The 23,538-nt window shown below is 62.1% G+C and carries 19 protein-coding genes; 5 read left to right on the top strand and 14 right to left on the bottom strand.

All coding sequences use genetic code 11. The annotated features are described in order from the left end of the window. Positions 1 to 82: 82 nt before the first annotated feature. Together ACR9ZJ_RS00060 and ACR9ZJ_RS00065 are read right to left on the bottom strand one after the other, a co-directional pair. Positions 83 to 895: a sulfotransferase family protein gene (locus ACR9ZJ_RS00060; protein ID WP_481286412.1), complete on the bottom strand. Its 813-nt coding sequence runs from the start codon at positions 893 to 895 to the stop codon at positions 83 to 85. Positions 896 to 917: 22 nt separating this feature from the next. Then, the gene (locus ACR9ZJ_RS00065) at positions 918 to 1,574 is read right to left on the bottom strand and encodes a response regulator (RefSeq protein WP_481280403.1); all 657 of its coding nucleotides are present in this window, start codon (positions 1,572 to 1,574) and stop codon (positions 918 to 920) included. A 493-nt stretch (positions 1,575 to 2,067) separates the two neighbouring features. Between ACR9ZJ_RS00065 and ACR9ZJ_RS00070 the strand changes: the two genes are divergently transcribed. Next, positions 2,068 to 4,713 carry a winged helix-turn-helix domain-containing protein gene (locus tag ACR9ZJ_RS00070; RefSeq protein WP_481286413.1) on the top strand — a complete coding sequence of 882 codons (2,646 nt, stop codon included), beginning with the start codon at positions 2,068 to 2,070 and terminating at the stop codon, positions 4,711 to 4,713. A 55-nt stretch (positions 4,714 to 4,768) separates the two neighbouring features. Here the strand turns inward: ACR9ZJ_RS00070 and ACR9ZJ_RS00075 are convergent, their stop codons facing one another. From ACR9ZJ_RS00075 to ACR9ZJ_RS00100, 6 genes are all read right to left on the bottom strand, one after another. Continuing rightward, positions 4,769 to 4,966, bottom strand: coding sequence for a hypothetical protein (locus ACR9ZJ_RS00075; protein WP_481280401.1), 198 nt, complete (start codon positions 4,964 to 4,966; stop codon positions 4,769 to 4,771). A gap of 83 nt (positions 4,967 to 5,049) precedes the next feature. After that, on the bottom strand, positions 5,050 to 5,625 hold the full coding sequence (locus ACR9ZJ_RS00080; RefSeq protein ID WP_481286414.1) for a hypothetical protein: 576 nt from the start codon (positions 5,623 to 5,625) through the stop codon (positions 5,050 to 5,052). A 150-nt stretch (positions 5,626 to 5,775) separates the two neighbouring features. Then, a complete protein-coding gene (locus tag ACR9ZJ_RS00085; protein WP_481286415.1) occupies positions 5,776 to 6,246 on the bottom strand; it encodes an SRPBCC family protein in 471 nt (156 codons plus the stop codon). Between the two features lie 7 nt (positions 6,247 to 6,253). Continuing rightward, the gene (locus ACR9ZJ_RS00090) at positions 6,254 to 6,616 is read right to left on the bottom strand and encodes an ArsR/SmtB family transcription factor (RefSeq protein WP_481286484.1); all 363 of its coding nucleotides are present in this window, start codon (positions 6,614 to 6,616) and stop codon (positions 6,254 to 6,256) included. A 119-nt stretch (positions 6,617 to 6,735) separates the two neighbouring features. Then, a complete protein-coding gene (locus ACR9ZJ_RS00095; protein ID WP_481286416.1) occupies positions 6,736 to 7,956 on the bottom strand; it encodes a carboxylate--amine ligase in 1,221 nt (406 codons plus the stop codon). A 91-nt stretch (positions 7,957 to 8,047) separates the two neighbouring features. Further along, entirely contained in the window at positions 8,048 to 8,914 is an 867-nt protein-coding gene (locus ACR9ZJ_RS00100; protein ID WP_481286417.1) for an NmrA family NAD(P)-binding protein, read from the bottom strand. Positions 8,915 to 9,058: 144 nt separating this feature from the next. Here ACR9ZJ_RS00100 and ACR9ZJ_RS00105 point away from each other — a divergent pair, with 144 nt between their 5' ends. Then, on the top strand, positions 9,059 to 9,973 hold the full coding sequence (locus ACR9ZJ_RS00105) for a LysR family transcriptional regulator (protein WP_481286418.1): 915 nt from the start codon (positions 9,059 to 9,061) through the stop codon (positions 9,971 to 9,973). A 58-nt stretch (positions 9,974 to 10,031) separates the two neighbouring features. On the opposite strand, the gene ACR9ZJ_RS00110 is transcribed toward ACR9ZJ_RS00105, so the two are convergent. From ACR9ZJ_RS00110 to ACR9ZJ_RS00120, 3 genes are read right to left on the bottom strand one after another with little or no spacing between them, the layout of a single operon-like run. After that, positions 10,032 to 12,191, bottom strand: coding sequence for a two-component system response regulator (locus tag ACR9ZJ_RS00110; protein ID WP_481286419.1), 2,160 nt, complete (start codon positions 12,189 to 12,191; stop codon positions 10,032 to 10,034). Beyond that, positions 12,188 to 15,847: a response regulator gene (locus ACR9ZJ_RS00115; RefSeq protein ID WP_481286420.1), complete on the bottom strand. Its 3,660-nt coding sequence runs from the start codon at positions 15,845 to 15,847 to the stop codon at positions 12,188 to 12,190. Before ACR9ZJ_RS00115 ends, ACR9ZJ_RS00110 begins: the two co-directional genes overlap by 4 nt. Positions 15,848 to 15,860: 13 nt before the next feature. Further along, positions 15,861 to 17,036, bottom strand: coding sequence for an ABC transporter substrate-binding protein (locus ACR9ZJ_RS00120; RefSeq protein WP_481286421.1), 1,176 nt, complete (start codon positions 17,034 to 17,036; stop codon positions 15,861 to 15,863). Between the two features lie 264 nt (positions 17,037 to 17,300). Here ACR9ZJ_RS00120 and ACR9ZJ_RS00125 point away from each other — a divergent pair, with 264 nt between their 5' ends. Further along, a complete protein-coding gene (locus ACR9ZJ_RS00125; RefSeq protein ID WP_481286422.1) occupies positions 17,301 to 18,956 on the top strand; it encodes a putative bifunctional diguanylate cyclase/phosphodiesterase in 1,656 nt (551 codons plus the stop codon). Positions 18,957 to 19,032: 76 nt separating this feature from the next. Here ACR9ZJ_RS00125 and ACR9ZJ_RS00130 read toward each other — a convergent pair whose 3' ends face one another. Together ACR9ZJ_RS00130 and ACR9ZJ_RS00135 are read right to left on the bottom strand one after the other, a co-directional pair. Then, positions 19,033 to 19,380: a zinc ribbon domain-containing protein YjdM gene (locus ACR9ZJ_RS00130; protein ID WP_481286423.1), complete on the bottom strand. Its 348-nt coding sequence runs from the start codon at positions 19,378 to 19,380 to the stop codon at positions 19,033 to 19,035. Positions 19,381 to 19,413: 33 nt separating this feature from the next. Further along, positions 19,414 to 19,632 carry a CopG family transcriptional regulator gene (locus ACR9ZJ_RS00135; protein WP_481280394.1) on the bottom strand — a complete coding sequence of 73 codons (219 nt, stop codon included), beginning with the start codon at positions 19,630 to 19,632 and terminating at the stop codon, positions 19,414 to 19,416. 82 nt (positions 19,633 to 19,714) lie between these two features. Between ACR9ZJ_RS00135 and ACR9ZJ_RS00140 the strand changes: the two genes are divergently transcribed. Together ACR9ZJ_RS00140 and ACR9ZJ_RS00145 are read left to right on the top strand one after the other, a co-directional pair. Continuing rightward, complete coding sequence (locus ACR9ZJ_RS00140; protein WP_481286424.1) at positions 19,715 to 21,457, top strand: SulP family inorganic anion transporter; 1,743 nt, start codon at positions 19,715 to 19,717, stop codon at positions 21,455 to 21,457. Then, positions 21,444 to 21,797: a YkgJ family cysteine cluster protein gene (locus tag ACR9ZJ_RS00145; RefSeq protein ID WP_481280392.1), complete on the top strand. Its 354-nt coding sequence runs from the start codon at positions 21,444 to 21,446 to the stop codon at positions 21,795 to 21,797. Before ACR9ZJ_RS00140 ends, ACR9ZJ_RS00145 begins: the two co-directional genes overlap by 14 nt. A gap of 6 nt (positions 21,798 to 21,803) precedes the next feature. On the opposite strand, the gene ACR9ZJ_RS00150 is transcribed toward ACR9ZJ_RS00145, so the two are convergent. Next, positions 21,804 to 23,399, bottom strand: coding sequence for a tryptophan halogenase family protein (locus ACR9ZJ_RS00150; protein ID WP_481280391.1), 1,596 nt, complete (start codon positions 23,397 to 23,399; stop codon positions 21,804 to 21,806). Positions 23,400 to 23,538: the final 139 nt, after the last annotated feature.

Here is a 23,538-nt window from a genome sequence, read left to right on the forward strand (position 1 = left end):
AAACGGGCCGCACGCAAAGGCTAGGGTTCGACATCCTCGCCGGGCTACTGGGAAAACTCTTAGGGTGATCGCCCACCGCCAATCACACCACGCGCACTCCTCTGGGGTTCGAAGACGCGTGGCGCCAGAAGGCATCGTTCTCGAAGCGCCGGAAGATGTCCGGGGGCAGCACGGTGGCGCGTTCGCGCGCCAGGACTCTGCTGCCAACCGCGTGCAGGCCCGGCATGCCGGTGCGCTCGTCGAATTCGCCGGCATCGAACTGTACGTTGTCGAAATCGTGCCGGAAGCCCGGCTCGCCAATGAAGTCGTAGACCGCCGCCATGGCCATGGCCGGATCGTGCACCAGCGTCTCGTACTGCAAGAGCATGAGGTGCGAGGCGTGGTCGCCGAAGAAGGCGTCCTTCAAGGCGTTGTAGGAATACCCGAGGATGCCCTCGCCGGTGGCGAAGCCCTCGACCCGGTGATAGATGGTGCCGGTGGTCTGGAAATTGAACATGAAGGATGGGCGCAAGGCGTTCTTCTGCACTGCCCTTTCCAGGCTGTCGATGATCCACGGAACGTGGCGCACGCAGGCGATGACCTTGAAATCCGGAAATAGCTCGCGCAACACCGGCATCTTCGCGCACCAGGTGCGGCTGGTATCGAAGACGACCTCCGCGGTGTATTCCGCGCCGTAGTACCCGGCGAACAGGCCGCGGAGCACACGCCGGCGCTGTTCGTCCGTGATGAAGGCCGAATACTGGTTGCGATCGCTCATCTCGCCCAACATGGCGTCGACCATGCCGGCGAGCGGACCACTCATGTGGGCGTGGAACCTCGGGTTCTGGCGCAGCAGGGCCGCCAGCAGCGTGGAGCCGGACCTGGGCAGGCCGGAGATGAAATGGACAGGTGGCATGCTTCCCCTTCGTTCGATGTTTTCAGTTCGCATGGATGACATGACCGCTCGGTCGTTCGACGAGGAAGCCCAGTCCGTGGTGATTGAGGAATAGACCGATCTCGGCCTTCGAGCGCAGGCCGAGTTTCTTGAAGGCGTTGTATTTGTGTGTCGATACCGTCTTGTAGCTGCGCTGGCTATCAATGGCGAGCGCTTGCATGTTTTCACCCCTGGCGAGCGCGAGCATGACATGGCGTTCGGCTTGGCTGAGGCGGTACCAGGGATGATTGCGGGCCGCTTCTACATCGATCGACGGATCGATGTAGGTCTTGCCCGCGACAACGGCTTTGATGGCGTCAATGGCCGACCGCGGCTCGCTGCATTTGGAAATGTACGCCACTGCACCGTGGTCCAGCGCCGCCAACGCCGCGCAGGAGCTCGTGTTGCCGGTATAGACGATCAGCTTCAATCGTGGACCCGCACCCCGCACGGCGTCGAACAGCGGAACGCCTTTGGATGCCGTCGCGATGTCCGGTTCCAGGACAAGGTAGTCGTAACGAGTTGCCTCCAGCTGGCGCAGCAAGCCGGACTCACCGGCAGCCGTATCGATCCGCGAGATCCTGTCGCGAAATTCCGTCCGCAGCATGTCGGATAACGCCACAAGAATAATGGGATGAACGTCGGCAATCAGGAACCTCATTGTCCCCCTCCCCCGAAGTGCGCACCTGCAAGGTTGTGGATCGGCATCTACCCTGGTCGATCCGCGAACGCACACCCTCTACTCCAGCGCTCCTAACTCATGCCGGGGTCGCCTGTATCCATCGAAGCGGTGATCTCATGCCTGAAATGTCGGGCTTCATTCTGCCTTTGGTCTGGCCGAAAATGTGCCCACGCCCCCCACCCATAAAGGGGGGGATGCGATAGCGACGGCGTAGCGACGGCGTGGCGCATGATGAATCTGCCTGCTCCGGATACTGGAAGCGCTACCTCGCAATTTCTTGTCGGCGGAGATTATCATTCCGCCAGCGATTGACAAGGCGTTTTAAACACGGCTGTCGGACGTCCCAGGGGCGGTGCCGCGCCGGGGGGCTCATAGGGGGGTGTGTCATGGCTTTTCCCGGTAAGGCGACCGACGCAAGCGGGCGGTTCCACGTCGGCCATCTGGCTCATGAGCTGCGGTGTCCCCCCAGCCCATGATTGAGCCCGAGCTGGTTCTCAAGACGACGCCCCCGCGCCTGCTGCGTGATGCGGCGAAACGTGATCGGCTTCAACCTTTCTGGGCGTCCGCCCGCGAACGCGTCGCAATCCTGGTGGCGGCTCCCGCCGGTTTCGGCAAGACCACCATGCTGCTGCAGTGGCGGCGCCAGTGGATGGAACAGGGCGCGCTGGTCGCCTGGCTGAGCATCGATCGCCAGGACGAACCGATGCGTTTTACGCTCGGTCTGCTGCACGCGGTCGGCCTTGTCAGTGGGAAAGCGGTATTTGGCAGGCTCGCTGCCGAATGCCAGGCCAGCAGCGATCAAGAGGTGGCGATCCTCACCGCGCTGTTGGGAGAAATCGCGCTACTAGGCACCGACACGGTGCTGATAATCGACGACGCCGAACGCCTGCCTGAGCCGACTGTGTTCACCTCGCTCCAATACCTGCTGCTCAACGCGCCGGCGAATCTGCACGTGGTGATCGGATCGCGCGTGCTACTGCCTCTTTCGATCGCGGAACTGGTGGCCAAGGGCAATCTGGCCGTGCTGAAAGCCGACGATCTGCGCTTCCGACTCGAGGAATCCATCGACATTCTCGACAGACGCCTGGGGGCCCGCCTGAGCGTGCATCAGTCCGCCAAGCTGCACGATACCGTGCAGGGCTGGCCGATCGGCTTGCAATTCGCCATCTCCAGGATTGAATACGCCGACGATGCGGCACTTGCGGCTTCTACCTTCTCGGCCCGCCACGGCGACCTGCAGAGCTATTTCGCCGACGCCCTGCTCTCCGGTCTCTCCGAGGCGGACGCGAACTTCCTGATTCGCATCGCCATGCTCGACTACCTCCACGCCGATCTTTGCAAAGCCGTGACCGGCCACCCGTGCGCTGAAACCCTGCTCGACACGCTTGCCCGGGAAACCCCTTTCATGATGATGGGGGGACGGGAGGACTGGATTCGTCTGCATCCATTGGCGCGGGAATTCCTACTGGAGCGTTTCGAGGCCCTGCCTCGCTCCGAACAGATCGAATTGCACACTCGCGCGTCGTATTGGTTTGCCGAACGCGATCGCTTCCACGAAGCGGCGCGCCACGCGCTGGCCACCGGCAATGAAGAACAGGCCTATGCCTATGCCATGCGTGCGATGTGGATGCTCGGTACGCAGGGGCGGCTGGCCGAGGCGCGGGAATGGCTGGCGCGCATTCCGCCACGGCTGCTGGCCAGGGACATGTCGTTCAAGCTGGTCGCCGCCTGGGTCTGGGCGCTCGGCGAGCGCCATGAGGAAGCGCTGCGGATCGGCCTCAAGGCGGCGGCCGACCCGACAAACACGCCACAGCGGCTGATGGTCGCGTTATGGGTGGCTGGCGCCGCGGCGATCTATACCGACCGTCTCGGATTGGTGCCCGAACTGGTCGCCCGATGGCCGCAGCCGGCGACACAGTCCGATGAGCCGGTGTACTTCGCCGCACCGGTGACCGGTAGCGCCATCGTCGCGCTGCATGCAGGCCTTACCGGCAAGGTGCGCGAGCTGGCTGCGCAAGTGGCGACACTGGGCGAGAGCGGATCCCTCCGGCTTACCGCAGCCTTGTCGAAGGTGATGGTCGGCCTCAGCCATTTGTGGGATGGCAATGCCTACCTCACCGAACTCACGCTGAGTCCCCTGCTGGCAGCGGCAGAGATGGAGGAAGGCCGGCGCAGCACGATCGCTTGCACATATGCCTCGGTGCTCGCCGCCGCCACCTTGCAGCGCGGACAGCCGGAAACGGCGCAGGCGCTTCTGGCCAATCGGCTCGACGTCATCGACGGCTGCTACCCCGACATTATCCTGACGGCGTATTACGTGTTGGTCCGCATCGCACTCGACAAGGGCGACGAGCGGCGCGCCTTGGCCTTGCTCGACCGTCTCGACGAGCTGGCGAAGCAGCGCAAATCGCCACGTCTGCAGCTGCATGGCCTGGCCGAGCGGATACGCATCCATGCATTAAGCGGACGCGCCGAGACGGTGGAAAGGCTGGTGGCGACGCTGGACCAGCTCGGCCCCATGTTCCGGCGCAAGGCTTACAAGCCGTTTATGGCCCAATATTCCCTGGCGTCCGCGATCGCCAAGGGATATGCATTCTTCGTCCGGCATCATTTCGACGAGGTGGAGCGGCAGCTGAAAGTCGCGGACTCGCTCGCTCACCAGTTGAGCCGCAATCAGGATGTGCACGCACTCAAGGTGCTGCGTGCGGTACTGGCACGGCGGCGCGGCACGGCCGAAGCGGCCGCGCTGATGTCGGAAGCGATTGGCTTGGCCCATCTTGGCGGCAATGTACGGCTGCTGGTCGACACGCACCCGGAAGCGGTGCACATGGCCGAGGAACTCCCGCCATCGTCAGGCCGTGAGCGAGTCACCGCATACCCGGGCCGCACTGAAGCCTCACCCTCCGTCTCGATACGGCAGGGCCTGCTAACGGCGAAAGAAGCCGAGGTCCTCCAGCTGCTGGGCAAGGGCATGCCGAACAAGCTGATCGCCCGCACACTGGATATCAGCAGCGAAACCGTCAAATGGCACCTGAAGAATTTATTCCAGAAGTTGTCGGCGGGCACGCGTAGACATGCAGTCGATCGGGCGCGACTACTCGGCCTCTTCGATGAATAAACATTCACTGCTATTGGGCACGCCTTCTAAGATATCGCGAGCGGCAATGCCCCTGTCACCACTGCCAATAACCCACTTGCCAGAAACGTACGGTTGCAAAGTTCAGCACCCAGTCCAGGTAGGCAAAAGTTCCCATGCGGGAGGGGGCAAGCACGTAGATACCCTGCCAGTCGCCGATGCCGGAGGGTGGCGCCATCGTCATCGCCGGGATGGAGGCAGCGATGCCAAGCGAGCGGATAAGCAGCTCATCCATCCGTTCGTAGTCGTCAGCGTTCCTCGACAAGTTGCTTTATAGGCACCAGGCTCTCGCACCGGGGCACGAAAAATCGTGTTCGATCAGCCGCCGTACTGCTTCGGAATCGGGAGCTCCGGCCGCTCGCCTTGCCAGTAGATCGTCACGACCCACCAGCGCTTGCCGTCGAACAAAAGCTGGAAGCTGTTGATGCCCCGCTGGAAGGGCTTGCCATCCTTCTCGTGGCGCGACTCGTACGTGCTGAATACCTGGGCGATGTCGCCAAAGCGATCTTCCGTGCGATGCGCCTCGCGCTCGAAGAACCCGTCCTTCTTCAGCAAAGGATCGCCCAGCCGGATGTAGTCATCCACGCTCATGACATGCGCCGAGGTGACACCGTCCTTCCCCGTATGCGCTGAAATGAGGCGCGCGCCTGGCACGAACAGCGAACGCATCCGGTTCCAGTCGCGCTCCTGGCCCTTGGGACCTGAAATCACGTCGTAGACGGCTTCGATGATCGCGCCCATCGAAGCAACATCCGAGGGACGCGCCGCGGGTGTTTCCGTCGTGCTCGTGATGGCGGGAGCCGCGGCGGCGGGAGCGCTCTGCGCAACGGCAGGTTGCAGCGGAACGCTTGCCAGAACCAGGGCGCAAAGCAAGATCGACGTACGAAGCAGCACGGTTTCCACAGCGTCCCCTCCCCTGTCAGCGGCATGCCGAGGGCGCACGATAGGCAGCCTCGCGATCGCTGGCAAGTGCGGTTCGTCACCCCAGGCGGTGGCCAGGGGGGTCCCCCTTCCCCCTGGCATGCCGGCCAGCGACGATCGTCCTTACGCGGCTCTGGCCGCGAGCAACTCGTCCAGCTGCGCGAACTGTTCGGGCAGGCCTTCCGCCGAACCAGCGATGGCTTCGTCGAGGGCCGCACTGGTGGGGTAGATTTCGTGCAGGGTGACCAGCGTCTTGCCGGCATGTTCTTCGAACGTGACCGTGGTCACGGCGCCCTGGTCGCTCTCCTCATTCGTCCATACCAGGCGCTTGTCTCGCGTGACCTCTTTGTAGGTACCGAAGAACGACATCGGCTGATCGAAGGTCGGATGGCTGAACACGAGCCGGTACGTGCCTCCGGTGCGAATATCCATGTCGCACGAAACCAGCGACATGCCCGCCGACTTCGGAACCCACCAGAGTTTGAACAACTCGGGCTTGCTCCATGCTTCGAAGACGATGTGCACGGGAGCATCGAACGTTCGCGTCACGACGAGCTCGCGATCGGACTTGCGGTTCACGGCGGTCTGGTTCACGGCGGCACTACCTTTTCTTGCGTTTGTCATCTGCCTTCTCCTTGCGTTTCAGGTGTTCGACAAGCTCGTCCAGCGCGTCGAAACGCGCGCTCCAGAGTTGGCGGTGCCGCTCGATCCAGGCGGCCTCTTCTTCCAGCCGGCGCTGTCCGAGCTTGCAGGTTCGTACTCGCCCGACCTTTTCGGTGGTCACGAGCCCGGCCTGCTCCAGGATGCTGACGTGCTTCTTCATGCCCGTGAGGGTCATGTGAAACCGTTGGGCAAGGTCGGTGATCGAGGCGTCCGAATCCCCAAGCTGCTCCAGCACCCCGCGTCGGGTGACATCGGAGAGTGCGGCGAAGGTGGCGTCGAGGCGGGCTTGATAGTGAACCATATGGTTCACTGTACGGCATGCATGGGTGACTTGCAAGCGGATGACCTGATGACAGCCAGGGGTTCGGTCACGGCCTGGCCAGACGCTCTTCGCGTCGCACTAGTCAGGACAGACGTGTCTCAGGCCGAGGTTCCTTGCCTTGCCGCCAAGGCCGTGTCGCGCTTGCGCACGACACGTTTGTGCAGCAAGGACCCGAGCACGTACAAGGCGGGGCGCGGATCGCTCCACCGGAATACGTGCAGATCCGCCCTCGCCCACTGCATCGCCAACCGTAAGACGCCGCCGATTTCCTGCTTTGGCGTTCGCCCGAGGCTGGACAGGTCATGGTGGAGATCGACGCACAACTTGCCGGTCGGATAACGTCGTGAGGCCATTCGCACCGGCTCGCCCAGCGCATCCCGCCAGGCCATCTCGCACACGTTCACCCCATGGCGGGCAGCGAATTCGACATACGTCCATGCGCGCGTGTTGACTTCGATGATCCTGAACTGCCCGTCTCGCGGATCTCGCTTGAATTCAGCGCTGAAGATGCCTCGATAACCCACGTCGTCGAGCAGGCGGCGCACCTGCCCCACCGCCTCCTCCGCCCGATCCAGCGGAATCGAACAGGAGCAGGAGCTGTTTCCGAAATCGGGCGGAGACATACGCATCCGCTGGCGAACGAACAGCCCGGGATAGGCGCCGCTGGCGTCGCGGAATCCGTCCACGAAGAAATGCTCGGTCGCGGGTCCGGGGATGTATTCCTGGGCCATGAGCGAGAAGCCCTGGGCATGCAGACGGGCCCACGTGTCTCTCAGCTCGTCCCGAGTGCGGACCCATACGCCCTTGACACCCACGACGTCGCTGAAACGCTGCGAATTCACAGGCTTGATGAAAACGCGCTGGAGCGTTTCCATGGGAACCGCATCGACTTCGGCAAGCGAACCCAGATGGAAGGTTCGAGGGTGTGGAATGCCCAGGCGCTCGAGGTGGCGGGCAAAGGTGGCCTTGTCCTGCAGGAGCGCCTGGACCGCACGACTGGCGGTGGATACCGGGAATCGTTCCTGGAGATCGGACGGCAGGCCGGACAGCCACATGGCGATGTCGTCCGCGCCGGCGATCAGGACCGCACGCTCCAGCGGCACCGCACGCAACGCATCCTCCGCGGCGGGGCCCGGGCGACCATCCCATGGAGCTCCCGGGACAGGACGGTACCAGCGCGATCGCGTCGTGAGATCGTCGGGCGGGCATGCCACATAGGCGGGAATCCCGGCCATCGTCACGGCACGCAGGATGCCGAGCGCCGTGGCCCCTTGCCCCATGACGATGACCGGCACGCGGCCGGCGTCGATGACGTTCATGATTCCCCCTCGCGCGCGCCGCCCTGCCTGGTGACGGTTCCATTACATGCCAAAGATGCGCGAGGCGGCAGTCGACCGCATGGCCTATCCCTCAACCCTTCCGTTCGACCAGGCGGGTGATCGCTTCGTCCAGGGAAACCTGCCCCTTTCGGGCATGGGCTCCCCGGTCCTCGAAGTCGATCCAGCCCTCATTGAAACCGTCGATCATCTGCATGCGCAGTGTGGGATGACGCATACCCTGCTGTCGGAAGATGCGTTCCCACTGCTCACGCGGAACGATCTGCGCACGGACGTTCCGACCCAAGGCGCGGCCGAGCGCCGCCGCCATCTGGTCGGGCGTCACGCGCTCGGCGGCCTCCAGTTCGACGATCCGGTGCCCATCCCAATGTTCCATCAGCAGTGCGGCGGCGGTGCGGCCGACGTCTACGGTGGAAATCATCGGCACTTCATGATCGAGTGGCTGAAGATAGGAATGCAGCACGCCTTCGTCGCGCGCCGATGCGATATCCCACTCCGCGTTCTCGATAAACCAGGCGGCGCGCAGAAACGTGATGGGAAGCATCACGTCCGCCAAGGCCGCTTCGACCATCCCGAGCGCGTTCAAGAGATTGGGCCGGGTCGCCTCGGCACCGACCGTCGACAGCACCACGACCTTGCCCGGTCGCGCCCGGGTCAGGGCGCGGCGAACCGCCTCGATGCGGGGCCGTAGCTCCGGGAAGGTTGGCTCCGAGTCGTAGATCGGGGGGAAAAGGATAAAAGCCCCTTCCACACCACGCAGCACCTCGGTGAGCGATTCCGCGTCGTCGAAGTCGGCGACGGCTACCTCGCAGCCCTTCGCGGCCCATGCCTGGCCCTTGCTTTCGTCCCGGACGATCGCGCGAACGCTCCTCCCTGCGCCGAGCAAGGTGTTGGCGAGCTCACCGCCGACGCGCCCGGTAATGGCTGTAATAGCGAACATAGGTCACCTTTCAATAGTCGATTGCGGATAGGGCAAGGCGGGTCGGGGAAGGCCTTGCCAACGATCGACTGTAGCCGCGGGGGACCACCTGTGATTAGATGCAAATCGCTCAAGCTTTCTTTGCATTTTTTCAAGAGTGCACCCATGCCGATCGACGCGCGCTTGCTTTCGGGCGTAACCATCCTCGCCGCCGTGGTGGAACACGGCAGCTTCACGCGGGCGGGTACGCTTCTGGGCCTTTCGCCTTCGGGTGTGAGTCGGGCCATTTCACGCCTCGAAGCGCGCATGGCCGTCCGGCTTATCGCCCGCTCGACCCGCGCGCTGAAGCTGACGGCCGAAGGGAGCCGCTTGTATGAGATGGCGGCGCCTCACCTGGCAGCCATCGAGGAAGCCGCAACGGCTGCTTCACGCAATGCGTCGGAGGTCACCGGACTACTACGCGCGAGCGTGGCGGCTGCGTTCGCACGCCATATCCTGAGCTCGCGACTGCCTGAGTTCGCCCGGCGCCATCCGGCTCTCGATCTTCATATCAGTCAGCATTCGGACACCGGCGACCTGAATGCCGATGGGGTGGATGTCGCGGTCCGATTCGGCGCCCAGCCGTCATCGAGCATGATTTCCCGCCGCCTTCTCGAGACGCGCGTGCTCACCGTGGCATCTCCCGCCTATCTGGAGAGATGCGGACGCCCTGCTCATCCGTCGGAATTATCCAACCACAACTGCCTGCAATTCGTGGATCCCCAGAGCGGCCGCCCCTTCGACTGGGAGTTTCAGCGTCCCGGAGAGACACTTCCCGTCAGCACGGCCGGCAAACTGACTTTCTCCGACGTGGATACGAAGATCGGAGCGTGTCTGGCTGGGGGTGGAGTCACTCAGGTGTTGGCGATCAGTGTGCGAGACGAACTGCGCCGCGGCACGCTCGTGGACCTTTTTCCGGAATGGCCGGGCGAGACCTTTCCGCTGTACATCGTTTGGCCCTCGAGGAAATTCACGCCGCTCAAGGTTGAAAAGTTCGTCGAGTTCTGTCTCGAAGTGGCCCGAGACATTCAAACGGACTGATTGACGTTCCAGAACAAGATCGCCCATGACAGCGAGGCTCTTTGGCCACGCCGGCCCATTACCTTGTCATGCCAAGCGGAACTTCGGATACAGCCGCCATGCGCTGGGGAGGAATACGACGGCAACTGTCCCATGGAAGGCGCGTCCTCGCGCGAAGCAATGCATTCATTTCGCTGGCCGCCAACGGCCGGCTGAAGTAGTGGCCCTGCATCCGGTCACAACGATTCGTATTGAGAAAACTCAGCTGTTCTTCCGTCTCCACGCCTTCGGCAACCGTGGTCATGTGCAGGGACTCGGCCATGGAAATGATCGATCGGGTGAGTGATGCACCGTCAACGCTGCTGGTCACGTCGTTAATAAACGACTTGTCGATCTTGATCACGTCGATCGGGAACTCCTTTAGATAGGAAAGACTCGAGTAACCCGTCCCGAAGTCGTCCAGCGTCAGCACGACACCGATTTCCTTCAGTTGCTGCAGCGATTTCACCGCCGATTCCTTGTCGTGCATGAGCACGCTCTCGGTCAGTTCCAGCTCGAGGCACGCCGCGTTCAGTCCGCTGTCGGCAAGCGCTGAACGAACCAGTTCATGAACATTGTTCATCCGGAACTGTCGTGCCGATACGTTGACCGCCATGGTCAGACCGGCATGCCCGGAATCGTGCCAGGCCTTTGCCTGGACGCATGCGGTTCGCAACACCCATTCACCGATCGGGATGATGAGACCCGTCAACTCCGCCAGGGGGATAAAAATGTCCGGCGAGATCAGGCCGATGCCCGGCCGTCGCCAGCGCAACAAAGCCTCCACGCCGCTCACCGCTCCGCTCGTGAGGTCCACCTTCGGCTGATAGTGGATTTCCAGTTCGTTCCGCGCCACCGCCTGGGTCAGGGCGTTGACCAACTCGGCCTGCTCTTCCACCTGGACACCCATCTGGGAGGTATAGAACTGGAAGCAATTTCTTCCCTTGTCCTTGGCGATGTACAGCGCGGCGTCGGAGGTCTTGAGAAGCACCTCGGCGTTGAGTCCGTCTTCGGGAAAAACGCTGATGCCCATGCTGGTGGTCACATGCAGTTCGTGCCCTTCCATCAGGATGGGGGGAACGAACGCATCGAGGACCTTCTGCGCCGCTATTTCGGCGTCGCCCGGATATGTCATCGTCGATAGCACGACGACGAACTCGTCGCCTCCTAGGCGCGCCACCGTATCGACTTCGCGCACGGCGGTGCGCAATCGCGCCGCCACCGCCCTGAGCAACGCGTCGCCGACGTGATGGCCGAAATTGTCGTTGATGAACTTGAACCGGTCCAGGTCGAGGATCATCACCCCAACGCGGCGATTCTCGCGCTGCGCGCGGGCGATCGCCTGGGTGATACGATCGCTGAGAAGGTTGCGATTCGGTAAGCCGGTGAGTGCATCGTGGTTGGCCAGGAATTCGATCTGCGCCTCGTGCATCTTACGCTCGGTGATGTCCTGCACCGTCCCCCGCAACGATACGATCTTGCTCTGCTCACGGATCGCTTCCGCCTGGTGAAAGACGAATCGCTCGCTACCATCCCGGTGCACGATGCGATGCTCCAGTCCAAACCGGGTACCGTCGGTACGCAGGCTCATGAACGAACGCAACAGGGGTGAACGCTCCTCGTCGGGCACGCATAGCATCAGCGATTCCTGAGCCGGGACATCGGTGCCCTCTTCCAACCCCAATATCCGGTACAACTCGGGCGACCACGTGCCATCGGCGATGGGAACGCCGCACTCCCAATTGCCGACGTGGGCCAATTGCTGGGCAAATCCCAGGCTGGCCTCGCTGCGGGCAAGCTCCTCGAGCACGGCACTCGAGCGCAGAAGGTAACGCACGCGATAACCGAGCAGCTTCCAGCGCATCGGCTTGGAAACAAAATCGGTAGCGCCCGCCTCGAAGGCGCGGGTGATCGACTCGTCGTCATCGTTGCCGGTGAGAACCACCACCGGTACGCGCCCGCCGCCAGGTAACCGGCGAATGCGCCGGCAGCACTCGAATCCGTCCATGCCCGGCATGCTGACATCCAGCAGGATGATGTCAGGCTTACGATGGCCGAAGGCTTCTATGCCCTCCAGGCCGCTCTGGGCCTCCAGCACGTTGAAACCTTCCGGCTCCAGCGCCTCGGCCACCAGCATGCGCGTCATCGGGTCGTCGTCCACAATGAGAACGGACGGAAACTCATGGATCTTGATCGTCATGTTACGGTCCTTTCCAGGGCGAGCATCGCTAGAACGCGGGCGAGTTCCTTCGTGGCATCGTCGACCCGCGCCCCTGCCGCGACGACTTCCGTGGAGCGCGCGAGCTGCTCTATCTCACGACAGTTGGTCGAGAGCGATATGGCGCCGACATTTGCACTGGTCGACTTCAGCGTGTGCGCGGCATGCCGCAAAGCGTCGGCATCGTTGGATTTGACAGCCTCGAGCATGTCCGCGACCAATCGAGGGGCGTCGAGCGAGAACAGATCGATGACGCGGGTCAGCACATCCGGCCGACCGGGCCGCTGCAGGTCTCTCAGCGCCTGTAGGGCTTCGGTGTCCAATGGATCGGTCTCTGGCGCGACCGATGGGGGTGGTGGCACAACCGCTTCTTGCGGGATCATGCGACCGGACGGTATGGACTGCGTCCACTTGGCGAGAGCCGCCAGGAGGACATTGCGACGGAATGGCTTGGACACGTAATCGTCCATACCCGCATCCAGGCAATTCTCCCTGGAGCCGGCACCGGCATTCGCCGTCAGCCCGATGATGGGCAGACGGCGCGAACCGGCTTCCGTTTCCCGTCTTCGCAGCTCGATGCTTGCCTCGAAACCGTCCATTTCAGGCATCTGGCAATCCATCAGGACGACATCGAACTCCGCCATCTCGATCGCCTTCAATGCCTCGAGCCCATTCTCGGCCACGGTCACGCCATACTCGGTGTCGTCGAGCATAGCCATGGCGATTTCCTGGTTGACGATGTTGTCCTCGGCCAATAAGACGCGAACGCTCTGCGAGGGCCTGGCCTGGGCAGTGGTAGTGGTAGTGGCGGTCGTGAGTGCGGTGCCGGTCGTAAATGCCGACGTCGCGGCGCCAGGGGTACCGAAACCGATCGCGGCGGCAATGCTCGCATACAGGTCCACACCGCGAAGCGGTCTACTCAGACACTGCTCGACGCCCAGATCACTGGCAACGCCACGGCTGTCAGCCGTATCGAACGAGGAAAGCATCACGATCCTCAAGGGCGAAAGCACGGGGTCGGCCCTGATCGCCGTCACCAGTGAAATGCCGTCCATCACCGGCATCCTCATGTCGACCAGCGCAACGTCGAAGTGTTTGCCTTCCGCCACCGCAGCGAGGAGTTTTTCCAAGGCCTCGACACCGTTGCCTGCACTGGTGACATGCATGTTCCACTCGGCACCGTACTCCACCAGGATGCCCCGATCCGTTTCGTCGTCGTCGACGACCAGCATGCTCATGCCGGCGAGCGAACTGCGTACGGCGGAAGGCTGCAGGTCCACGTCGTCCGTCGGCTGTTCCATTTGAAACGATGCCGAAAAGGTCGAGCCTTTGCCCGGAGTCGTCCGCAGGGTCAGCGTGCCACCCATGAGTTCGGCCAGTTGCCGGGAGATGGCAAGTCCCAGGCCGGTTCCGCCGTACTTGCGCGACGTTGAGCTATCGGCCTGCCGGAAGGGCTGGAATAACGCGGTGGCCACCTCCGGATCGATACCGATGCCCGTATCGGAAACCGACATGCGCACGGTATCTTCCCCGTCATGACGTACCTCGATGACGATCTCGCCACGCTCGGTGAACTTGATCGCGTTGCTGACCAGGTTGGTGAGTATCTGTCGCACTCTACCTGGGTCCCCACAATACCTTTCGGGTACCCCTTCAGCCATGCTGAAGACGAGGCTCAAACCCTTGCGGGTGGCACTGTGGCTCATCAATGTCATGGTGTCGTCGATAAGACGACGCAAATCGAACGGTACCCGTTCCAGATTCATTTTCCCCGCCTCGATCTTCGAGAAGTCGAGAATGTCGTCGATGATCGCCAACAATGCCTCGCCCGAACGGTGAGCCATGTCGACAAAGCGGCGTTGCTTCGTGTTCAAGTCGGTCAGCAACAAAAGCTCGGTCGTGCCCAGAATGCCATTCATCGGCGTGCGGATTTCATGACTCATCTTGGCCAGGAACTCCGACTTGGCGACCGTGGCCGCCTCGGCTTCCTTGGTGGCGAGTTTCAACTGCGTGTCGCTTTGCTCGATGGTCTCCAACATGGCGTTGAAGCCGTCAATCAGGACCCCGATTTCGCCCGTGCCACGCTCGGGTACGCGCAGCGAAAGATTCCTGCCGCTACGGATCCGTTCGATCGTGCCGGACAGGGCGGTGATCGGACGAACGATGGTGGTCCCTAACTTGGTGTTGGCAACGAGGCCGGCAAGGACCAACAAGGATGATGTCCCCAGGATGAGCACGAACGATTGCGCCACGGAACGCTGCACTTTAGACACGACCGCGTGCTGTTGCTCACTGATTCGCTTGATGCGTATGTCACCGTAGCGAACCTGCTGATCGGACATGGACGTCACACGCTCGACGATGCCATGCAACGCGCTGTCGCTGACCAGGGCGCGGTACTTAGCGGTGGTTATGCGCTCCGTCGCTTGCTCGACGGTGGTGATGAAATCGTTGACTTGCTTCGCGTCCGTGATGGACTTTGTCTGCCCCGTTCTGAGCAGCGCCGACGTCAAAAGGGCCCCATTGGCTCGAAGTTCGTTGTTTTCCGTCCTTACGGCGACTTCCCGCAGGTGTAGTTCGTCGACCGATTCGCTGGCCGTCAGATCCGTGACATTGTTGCGCAGCTCCAGGATGTCGATGGCCAGCCGGGCCCCGGCCCGCTTGACTTCGGCGGCGTCCTGCAGGAACAGGTTGGCCGCGGCGAGTGCCCGTCGATCATTCATGGCACGCAGGTCGATGGCGTCGATTTCTTCGGAAATGCGGCCGATCGCCGCATTGAGGGCTTCGAGGACTTTTTCCTTCTTCGCAAGGTAGTTCGTGTCCGAGCCGCCCGGAAGGAACATCTGCTTGCGCAAAGCGATCAGGCCATCGTCGCCAAGGACGCCGGAGGATATCGTCGACACCATGTCCTGCACCTGCCCGGTGACGCTGGCTTCCGCCGGACCACGGTCGAGGTTTTCCACGGCACCCGCGGCGGCCGCAATGCGTTCCTTCAGTGGAGATAGCCGGTAGCGGTTCGCCACGGACTGGATCTCCCCGACCACGATGATCATGTCCTTCACGTGCGACCGTATATCCGTCAGCCGTTTCGTGGAGTCGCCAGAGGCCACGCTCTCCCGCTTCGCTTGCGAAACGACGGCCTCGGCGCGCGCATTGAGTGCATCGATATGCGCCCCGATGACCCCCAGCGCGTAGTCCATCTTGTGTAGCGAATCGTTGACGTTGACCGACTCGGACCGAAAAATGTCCGTATCGCTCAGTCGCGCGCTGACCGCCTTGTCCATGAGTCGCTGCATGTCCTTGAACTTCTGCGGCTGGAAGTCGTCGTCCCGCTGCCCCATGTGAACGATGGCGGTGTTGATGGTTTCGATGCTTGCGATATGCGCGTCTATGACGGCGGAGAACTGCTTCTTCTGGCTGACATCCTGGGATGTACCAAGCCTGAGAAAGTCGCTCGACAGTTTTTCCGTTGTGCGAACGAGTTCGTGGGTCGCCAACTGAAGCGGCACCGATTCGCCCGTGAGTTTGTCCACGCTCGAGGCGACATCTTTCAGCGCGATCAGGCCAGCAGCGCCGATCGCCATCATGCCGAGCAGCAGGACAGCCGTGCCGGCGATCAGTTTTTTCTTGATGCGCACAACACCTCGATTCCTATCGCGCAGTGAGATCGGTCAACCCTGGTATCGTCTTTATCGCGATGATCTTCCCGTCGGATATCATGGTCAGGAACACCGCCGTCGATGCTTGATGGCTTTGTGGACTGAAGCTCACCCGGATGCCGCCGAGATCCTTGTCGTGAATCGATTCGAGTGCTTCGACCATGGCGGCACGCGTCAGCGCCGGACCTGCCTTATCCAACGCCGTCGCCAGAACCTTGGCGGTGATGCATCCTTCGAAATTGACGAAGCCCAGATCTTGCCTTGGCTCCTGTTTTTCCAGTAGCGCTTCGCATTGCTGAACGAGCGGCAGACTGTGATCGCCGGGAAAAGGCACGACCTGCGATATGACCACGCCGTTACCTGCCGCGCCAACCAGCTTCACGAGATTGTCGGTACCGACGAAAGACACCGTCGCGAGGCTAGCCTTGAGCTTCTGTTCCCTGGCGCTCGCAATGAAGGCGGCTAGAGGTGCGTAAGGACCGACCATGATCACGACATCCGGGTCGGTGTCGATCAGCGTCGCCAGGCCACCATTGACCGCATTGGTGCCTCGCTGGAAGGCGGCTTTCGCGACGACCTGCAAGTCATGCCGCTTCAACGCCCTTTCCGTTCCATGCAGGCCCGCCAGGCCGAAGCTGTCATCCTGGTAAAAGACAGCGAACCGCTTGGCACCCCTGTCTTCGATGAAACGCGTCACCAGCATGTCCAACTCGTCGTCGTAACTGGCGCGGATATTGAACACCTCTGGAACCACCGGCTGGCGAAGTGCCATCGCTCCGGAGAACACGCCGATAAGCGGCGTGTTCGTCTCTTTGACGATCGGCAGTACGGCGTTCGCTGTAGGCGTGCCGACGAAACCGAACAAAGCGAAGACCTTCTTGTCTTCGAGCATTTTCAGGGTCGCGTCGATGGCCTTGTCGGGCTCATAGGCGTCGTCGTCGACCAGAAGCTCGATCTGCCGCCCGTGGATGCCACCCTTGGCGTTGATATCGGCGAAGACCGCCATGGCACCCGAACGCATTCCCTGACCGAGACCGGACGCCGCACCTGTCTGGGCATTGACCATGCCTAGGCGTATCCGGGACTCGGTCAACCCCTGGTCGGAAGCGCGGGCGGGAATCAGGAACACCACGCTCATCGCCAAAGCGGCAGCCATCGTTCTGAGCATGATTTTTCCGGTTGTCCGTTACGGTTAGTGAGCGTTCTTTCCCGGGAGCGAGATAAAGCCACTGTAGTCCTGTCCCGGCCGGAGATGTCGCGGGCGCGTGAAATGAAACAGGGCTGGCTCCCCGATGCACCAATTCGGCACGACAACTCCCCAGTCGAGGCAACGGCACATCTATTCACAGTCAATGGGGCGCGGGGCGCCCATACTCACCCGTCGCGCGTACTTATTATTAGCTGGACCGCACTTCTACTCTGGAGTCGAGTCATGATGAAGTGGATCGATCGATGGCGCGACCTGCACTGGATCGTCGTACGCGTGTCGTGGGGGCGGCGCGATGTTCGAGACGGCCTCTTCCTGCTTGTATTGGCCGGCACCACCTATGTCTTTGCACATGTCTTCGCCCTTCCCCGGCGGATAGCCGAGTTGGCGTTCACTTACCGGCATTGGGGCGTCGACGACGTGCTATTCGTGGGATTAGTGCTAAGCATCGCTGGCCCCATCTACGGCATCCGCCGTTACCGGGATTTCACCCGGGAAATGGCCGCGCGGCTCGATGCCGAACGCGAAGCCCGCCTGCTCTCGGGGCATGATCATCTGACTGGACTTCCTAACGCGTCGTTCTACGCGAAACGACTGGACGAGCGCCTCGTGGCCATGGCCGATGGAGACCGGCTGGCGATCCTGGCGATCGATATCAATGGATTCAAACGCGTTCTCGACCTGCACGGTCATGCCGCCGGAGACAAGATAATCATCGGCTTCGCCGAGCGGGTGACGGGACTGCTTCGTGATGGTGCGATTCTCGCGAGGACGGGGGGAGATGCCTTCGCGCTGCTCATGCCCATCGATGCGCTGGACGAACCAGCCGCGCTTGCCCGCCGTATTGTCATGGCGACTTCACAGGCGTTTTCGGTTGCCGACACGGCCGCGCATATCGGTGTAGGCATCGGCATCGCCATAGCACCCAACGATGGCAAGATGTCCGAGGATTTGACTCGACATGCCGAGCGCGCCCTTTACCGTGCCAAGCGCGACGATCGATCGTCCGTCCGGTTCTTCGAACCGGAGATGGACGCGCATATCGACCAACGGATCGCGATCGAAGGAAGATTGCGCAAGGCGGTGGCGAATGGCGATATCGCCACCCATTATCAGCCGATAGTCTCGCTGGATGACGACGCGATCGTGGGTTTCGAGGCATTGGCGCGATGGAACGACGATGTACTCGGCGAAATACCGCCGGAGATATTCATTCCGCTTGCCGAGGAGACCGGGTTGATCGGCATGCTCGGGGAGCAGTTGTTTCGTCGTGCCTGCGCCGACGCCAGCCATTGGCCGGGATATCTATTCATGGCCTTCAATGTCTCGGCGATCCAGCTCCGCGAGGCAGACCTCGCCTCCAGGATTCTAGCGGTACTCGAAGAGAATGGCCTCAGCCCCCCTCGACTGGAAATCGAGATCACGGAAAGCGCCTTGGTGGATCACGTGGATGAGGCGCGGTTCATCATGGAACAGTTGCGTGACCAAGGCGTTCATATCGTGCTTGACGACTTCGGAACGGGCTATGCCACGCTCGCACAGTTGCTGTCGTTTCCATTGGACAAGATCAAGATTGATCGGCGATTCATCATGAACGTCGTCCACGATCACGATAGCCTTGTCGTCGTTCGATCGATCATCGGCTTGGCCAATGGCTTCGGTCTGACGTCCGTCGCCGAAGGCATCGAGAATGCCGAGCAACTGAGTTGTCTCAAGCGAAATGGGTGCACACAAGGCCAGGGCTACTTGTTCGGCCAGGCGGTGCCAACGGCTGGTGTTCCACCCCTGGTCAAGATGCATCCGTCAAAACTTCCGTCACGCTCTCGCGCGTTACCCGCCAGGAATGGAACGGAAACGATGACGGAATCACCTTGGCGATAGACGTATGAACGCCGGTCGCCGGCCTGCCTGGGGGATAAGGCCCTCCGGAAGAAGAACGCTCGCGCCAGCGCGGCTCTCAGGCCTTTTTCAAGAAGCACACCTTGAGTACCAGGCCCTTGATCTTCTCCGAATTTCCTTCGATGTGCTCGGCATCGCCATCCACCAGGCGGATGCCACGGATAATCGACCCTTGCTTTAGGGTGAGCGACGAGCCTTTTACCTTCAGGTCCTTGATCACCACGACGGAATCGCCGTCATTGAGCACGTTGCCGTTGACATCGCGCACCGTTACCGGCCCCTCTTCGACCTTCGCCGACAGCGGGGACCATTCGTGCGCGCAATCCGGACAAATGTACATGTCGCCGTCGGGATACGTGTTTTCCATGGCGCAAAGCGGACACGCCGGAATATCTGAGGTTTCCATGCAAAGGCTCTCTTGATCGGTAGGGCAGATACGTTATTTCTTTCTGGAGCGGGGCCCGGATGCTTCATCGGGCAAGGCCTCGTCCTCCGCATGCCAGGGACGCCCCGAGGCGCGCTCTATGTATTCCCTGATGAGACCGCGCACGACCTGGGACGGTGTCGTGTCCGCTTCCGCGCACAGGCGTTCGAGAACGGCCTTCTTGCGTGGGTCGATCAGGATGGTTAGTCGAGCGGTACGGTTTTCGGTGGGCATACCCGGACAGCCTGAATCACATGGAGTATGTATTCCATTATAATACGATTCACACTCTATTTGCCTTGCCCCAGGGGAAACGATGGACGCGGAGGCCGCTCTCAACTACCTGCGCCTGTATCTGCCGAAGCTCTACACGGTGCTGGCCGAAGGCTATCGCTGGCGCGACCTTCGCGGCGACGCGATCGCAGGCCTGACCGTCGCCATCGTGGCGTTGCCGCTGGCCATGGCGCTGGCGATCGCCAGTGGCACCACGCCGGAAAAAGGCCTCTACACCGCCATCGTCGCGGGCTTCCTGATATCGGCCCTGGGGGGCTCGCGCGTACAGATTGGCGGCCCCACCGCGGCGTTCATCCCCGTGGTGTTCGTGGTCATCCAGAAGTTCGGTTTCGGCGGCCTGGTCCTGTGCACGCTTCTCGCCGGCTTGATGTTGATCGCTGCCGGGCTCTTGCGGCTCGGCACCCTGATGAAGTACATGCCCCAACCGGTCATCACGGGGTTCACCGCGGGGATCGCTGTCAGCATCTTTTCCAGCCAGATCAAGGACGCACTCGGGTTGTCCATGGCCACCGTGCCCGCCGACTTTCTCGAGCGCTGGATCGCCTATGTGCACCAGCTTCCCACCATGCAGCCAGCGACCGTGGGGCTTACGGTGATCGGTCTTGCCGTGATCGCGGCGATACGACGCTGGCGGCCCGGATGGCCCGGCTTCCTGATAGCCCTGCTCGTCTGCACCGCGTTGTGCGTGGGCTTCGCTCTACCCGCCGAGACGATCGGCAGCCGGTTCGGCGGATTGCCTTCGGCGCTGCCGACGTTCGACCTGCCGCATATTCCCTTCGAGCGCACGCGCGAACTGCTGCCGAGCGCGTTCACCATCGCCTTTCTCGCGGGCGTGGAATCGCTGTTGTCGGCCGTGGTGGCGGATGGCATGACGGGCGGCCGGCACCGGTCCAATGGCGAACTGGTGGCACAGGGCATCGCCAATGTCGGCTCCGCCTTGTTCGGCGGCCTTCCTGCAACCGGCGCCATCGCGCGCACCGCGACCAACATACGGGCCGGTGGCAAGACACCGCTGGCCGGCATCATCCACGCCGCCCTGCTGCTGGTGTTCATGCTGGCCCTGGCGCCCCTGATGAAGTTCGTGCCCCTCGCCGCCCTGGCCGCCGTACTGCTGGTGGTGGCCTGGAACATGAGCGAGATCGACCATTTTCGTCATACCCTGTCGGCGCCCAAAGGCGATGGACTGGTGTTGCTGCTGACCTTCGGCCTCACCGTATTCTTCGATCTCACCATCGCGATCGAAGTGGGCCTGGTGGTATCGGCCTTCGTCTTCATGTTTCGCATGGCGAAGACGGTCGAGGTCAACACGGGCATCAAGCTGCTGGATGAAAACGGTGACGAACGGACCATGGGTGACGACGCCTCACAACGTTCCCGGCTGCCGGACGGCGTCGAGGTGTTCCAGATCAGTGGCCCGTTGTTCTTCGGTGCGGCCAATCGGCTGGACGATCTGCTCGACCAGTTTCAGAAGCCACCCAGCGTCTTCATTCTTCGGATGCGGCTGGTGCCCATCATCGATGCCAGCGGTGTCCATGCCCTCAAGACCTTGCTGGAGCGCTGTCGCAGGCGCGGCATCGTACTCGTCGTCTCCGGCCTGCAACCGCAGCCACAAAAGGTGATCCGGGCCATGGCATTGCACCCGCGTGAGGGCGAGTTGTATTTCGTCGACCACTACGAGGCCGCGTTGGCACTCTCGCAAGAGCTGAGCGCCGGGCATTCTTCTGCCGAGAACAAGAAAGGGTCGGAACCCGATGACACCAAATGACCGGACCATCGAGTCGCTGCGCCGGCGCATCCCCACGTTCACCTGCATCGTGGGCTGCCATGACTGTTGCGGACCGGTGACCGCTTCGTCGGAAGAAGTGGCGAGGTTGCCGACCCGAACCGAGGCCGAACACGACAAGGCACTGTCCGACCTGAGCTGTCCGTACCTGGGCAAGCATGGTTGCGAGGTTTACGGGGAACGCCCGCTGATCTGCCGCCTGTTCGGCACGACACCACGGTTGCCCTGCCCTAACGGAAAGCGGCCGGTGTACATGATCGATACGAGGACCGAGGCCGAGATCCACCAGTTCCTTGCGCGGACACGGCAAGTGCTGTTGTGACGCGTTTCAGCGGGAAGCGGAAGCCACGATGCCCGCATCCGACGGCTTGCGCTGCACATGCTCTCGGCACAACTGTTCGACAAGCGCACGATGGTCCGGCAGGTCGTCAAGCGCACGAATGGCCGCCTGCTGGATCATCGCGAACTCCTGGCGCGCCGCTTCCATCTGCGGATAAGCGCTGCGCATGGGCTCGAGATCGGTCTTGAACTCCATCCCATACAGAATGTACTGCCAGCTGGAAGTCATGAACATTTCCAGGTCGCTGATGAAATCCAACCGGTGCGGCGGACGCCGTTTCCACTTCGCCAGCTTTTCCTGAAGCGTTTGCGGAATGCTGGCTGAGTCGGCGTTGTCGATCCAGAACGGTGAGTCACGCCGCTGGCTCAGGCAATAGTGCATCTTGATGAAGTCGATGATGCGGTCGTAGCGGGCCACCATCATCTCGTTGAAATGACGCGCGGCGCTTTCCATATTGTCGGTATCGCCGGGCAACAGGTGCGTGAGCAGATAGGTCGCCAGCTCGATCAGCGCGATGCCGGTGGATTCCAGCGGCTCGACGAAGCCGCCGGCCAGGCCTACCGCCACGCAGTTCTTGCGCCAGTGCTCGGGGCGGTACCCCGTCTCGAACTTGATATGCATGGCCTTCAGGCCTTCGCCGGCACGGCCCAGGTAGCGCCGGAAGACTTCCTCGGCACGATCGTCGGTCGTGTGCCGTGACGAATAGACATAGCCGGAGCCACGCCGCTTCTGCAAGCCGATGTCCCAGATCCAGCCTGCCTCCTGGGCGGTGGAGATGGTGTACGAGGGGATCGGTGCATCGGGGGTGTCGTACGGCACCTGCATGGCCACGGCGCGATCGGCGAAGAGCACGTCCGCCCGGCTGCGGAAGGGGGACTGCATCACGTTTCCGATCAACATCCCGCGTAGCCCGGTGCAGTCGACGTAGAGATCGGCGGTCAGCTCACCCTTCTCCTTCGTCACCACGCGCGCGATGGCTCCGTCCTCGTCCAGTTCCGTGCGCTCCACCGTCGCCACATGCCGAACCACGCCGAGCGCCTGCTGGCCGTGCTCGGCGAGCACGCGTGCGAAGCAGGCGGCATCGAAGTGAAAGGCGTGATTCATCGGTCCCTGGTAGTCCGCGTCCCTTGCGCGCTTGGGAGCGCGTGAATAATCGACCAGGATGCTCTGCATCGACACGGCATCGGCGAACGGCATGCCTTCCGGGGCGGCACCCAGCAGCCAGTACGGCAACAACTCGGGGCCGCCCGGACGCTGGCTGGGTACGTTGAAGGGATGAAAGAAATGGTCCGCGCCGGGTGTTCCGGGCGGCCGCACCCAATGACGATAGTGAATGCCCTGCTTGTATGTCGCGGTGGCACCAACCAGGAAGCGGCGCTCGTCCAGGCCGATGGCCGACAGCGTGCCGCGAATGGAGGGAAACGTGGCTTCGCCCACGCCGAGCAGGCCGATGTCCGGCGATTCCACCAGATGCACCTGCACGCTCCGGGGATCGACCGCGTTGACCGCCTTGGCCAGATAGCACGCCGCCAGCCAACCGGCGGTGCCCCCTCCCACGATCAACACTTTCTTCAGACGCGCCATGATGTGTCCCGGAAAGAACTGCCGGGCCGCCCCACGCGGACCCGGCAAAAACGCCATTCACGGGGAGAATGGGCGACGCTCTTCCGAGCGTCGCCGGCAGAACGGCAAACCTCAGGCGGCAGGTGCGTCATGGGGGCCG

The sequence above is a fragment of the Luteibacter sp. KNZ12-1A genome (assembly GCF_056755675.1).

Coding starts and splice junctions, on each gene's coding strand:
- ACR9ZJ_RS00145 (WP_481280392.1), top strand. CDS start 21,444: ATGACACCAAATGACCGGACCATCGAGTCGCTGCGCCGGCGCATCCCC.
- ACR9ZJ_RS00110 (WP_481286419.1), bottom strand. CDS start 12,191: ATGACGATCAAGATCCATGAGTTTCCGTCCGTTCTCATTGTGGACGAC.
- ACR9ZJ_RS00060 (WP_481286412.1), bottom strand. CDS start 895: ATGCCACCTGTCCATTTCATCTCCGGCCTGCCCAGGTCCGGCTCCACG.
- ACR9ZJ_RS00070 (WP_481286413.1), top strand. CDS start 2,068: ATGATTGAGCCCGAGCTGGTTCTCAAGACGACGCCCCCGCGCCTGCTG.
- ACR9ZJ_RS00130 (WP_481286423.1), bottom strand. CDS start 19,380: ATGGAAACCTCAGATATTCCGGCGTGTCCGCTTTGCGCCATGGAAAAC.
- ACR9ZJ_RS00065 (WP_481280403.1), bottom strand. CDS start 1,574: ATGAGGTTCCTGATTGCCGACGTTCATCCCATTATTCTTGTGGCGTTA.
- ACR9ZJ_RS00100 (WP_481286417.1), bottom strand. CDS start 8,914: ATGTTCGCTATTACAGCCATTACCGGGCGCGTCGGCGGTGAGCTCGCC.
- ACR9ZJ_RS00095 (WP_481286416.1), bottom strand. CDS start 7,956: ATGAACGTCATCGACGCCGGCCGCGTGCCGGTCATCGTCATGGGGCAA.
- ACR9ZJ_RS00090 (WP_481286484.1), bottom strand. CDS start 6,616: ATGGTTCACTATCAAGCCCGCCTCGACGCCACCTTCGCCGCACTCTCC.
- ACR9ZJ_RS00105 (WP_481286418.1), top strand. CDS start 9,059: ATGCCGATCGACGCGCGCTTGCTTTCGGGCGTAACCATCCTCGCCGCC.
- ACR9ZJ_RS00120 (WP_481286421.1), bottom strand. CDS start 17,036: ATGCTCAGAACGATGGCTGCCGCTTTGGCGATGAGCGTGGTGTTCCTG.
- ACR9ZJ_RS00140 (WP_481286424.1), top strand. CDS start 19,715: ATGGACGCGGAGGCCGCTCTCAACTACCTGCGCCTGTATCTGCCGAAG.
- ACR9ZJ_RS00150 (WP_481280391.1), bottom strand. CDS start 23,399: ATGGCGCGTCTGAAGAAAGTGTTGATCGTGGGAGGGGGCACCGCCGGT.
- ACR9ZJ_RS00135 (WP_481280394.1), bottom strand. CDS start 19,632: ATGCCCACCGAAAACCGTACCGCTCGACTAACCATCCTGATCGACCCA.
- ACR9ZJ_RS00125 (WP_481286422.1), top strand. CDS start 17,301: ATGATGAAGTGGATCGATCGATGGCGCGACCTGCACTGGATCGTCGTA.
- ACR9ZJ_RS00075 (WP_481280401.1), bottom strand. CDS start 4,966: ATGGATGAGCTGCTTATCCGCTCGCTTGGCATCGCTGCCTCCATCCCG.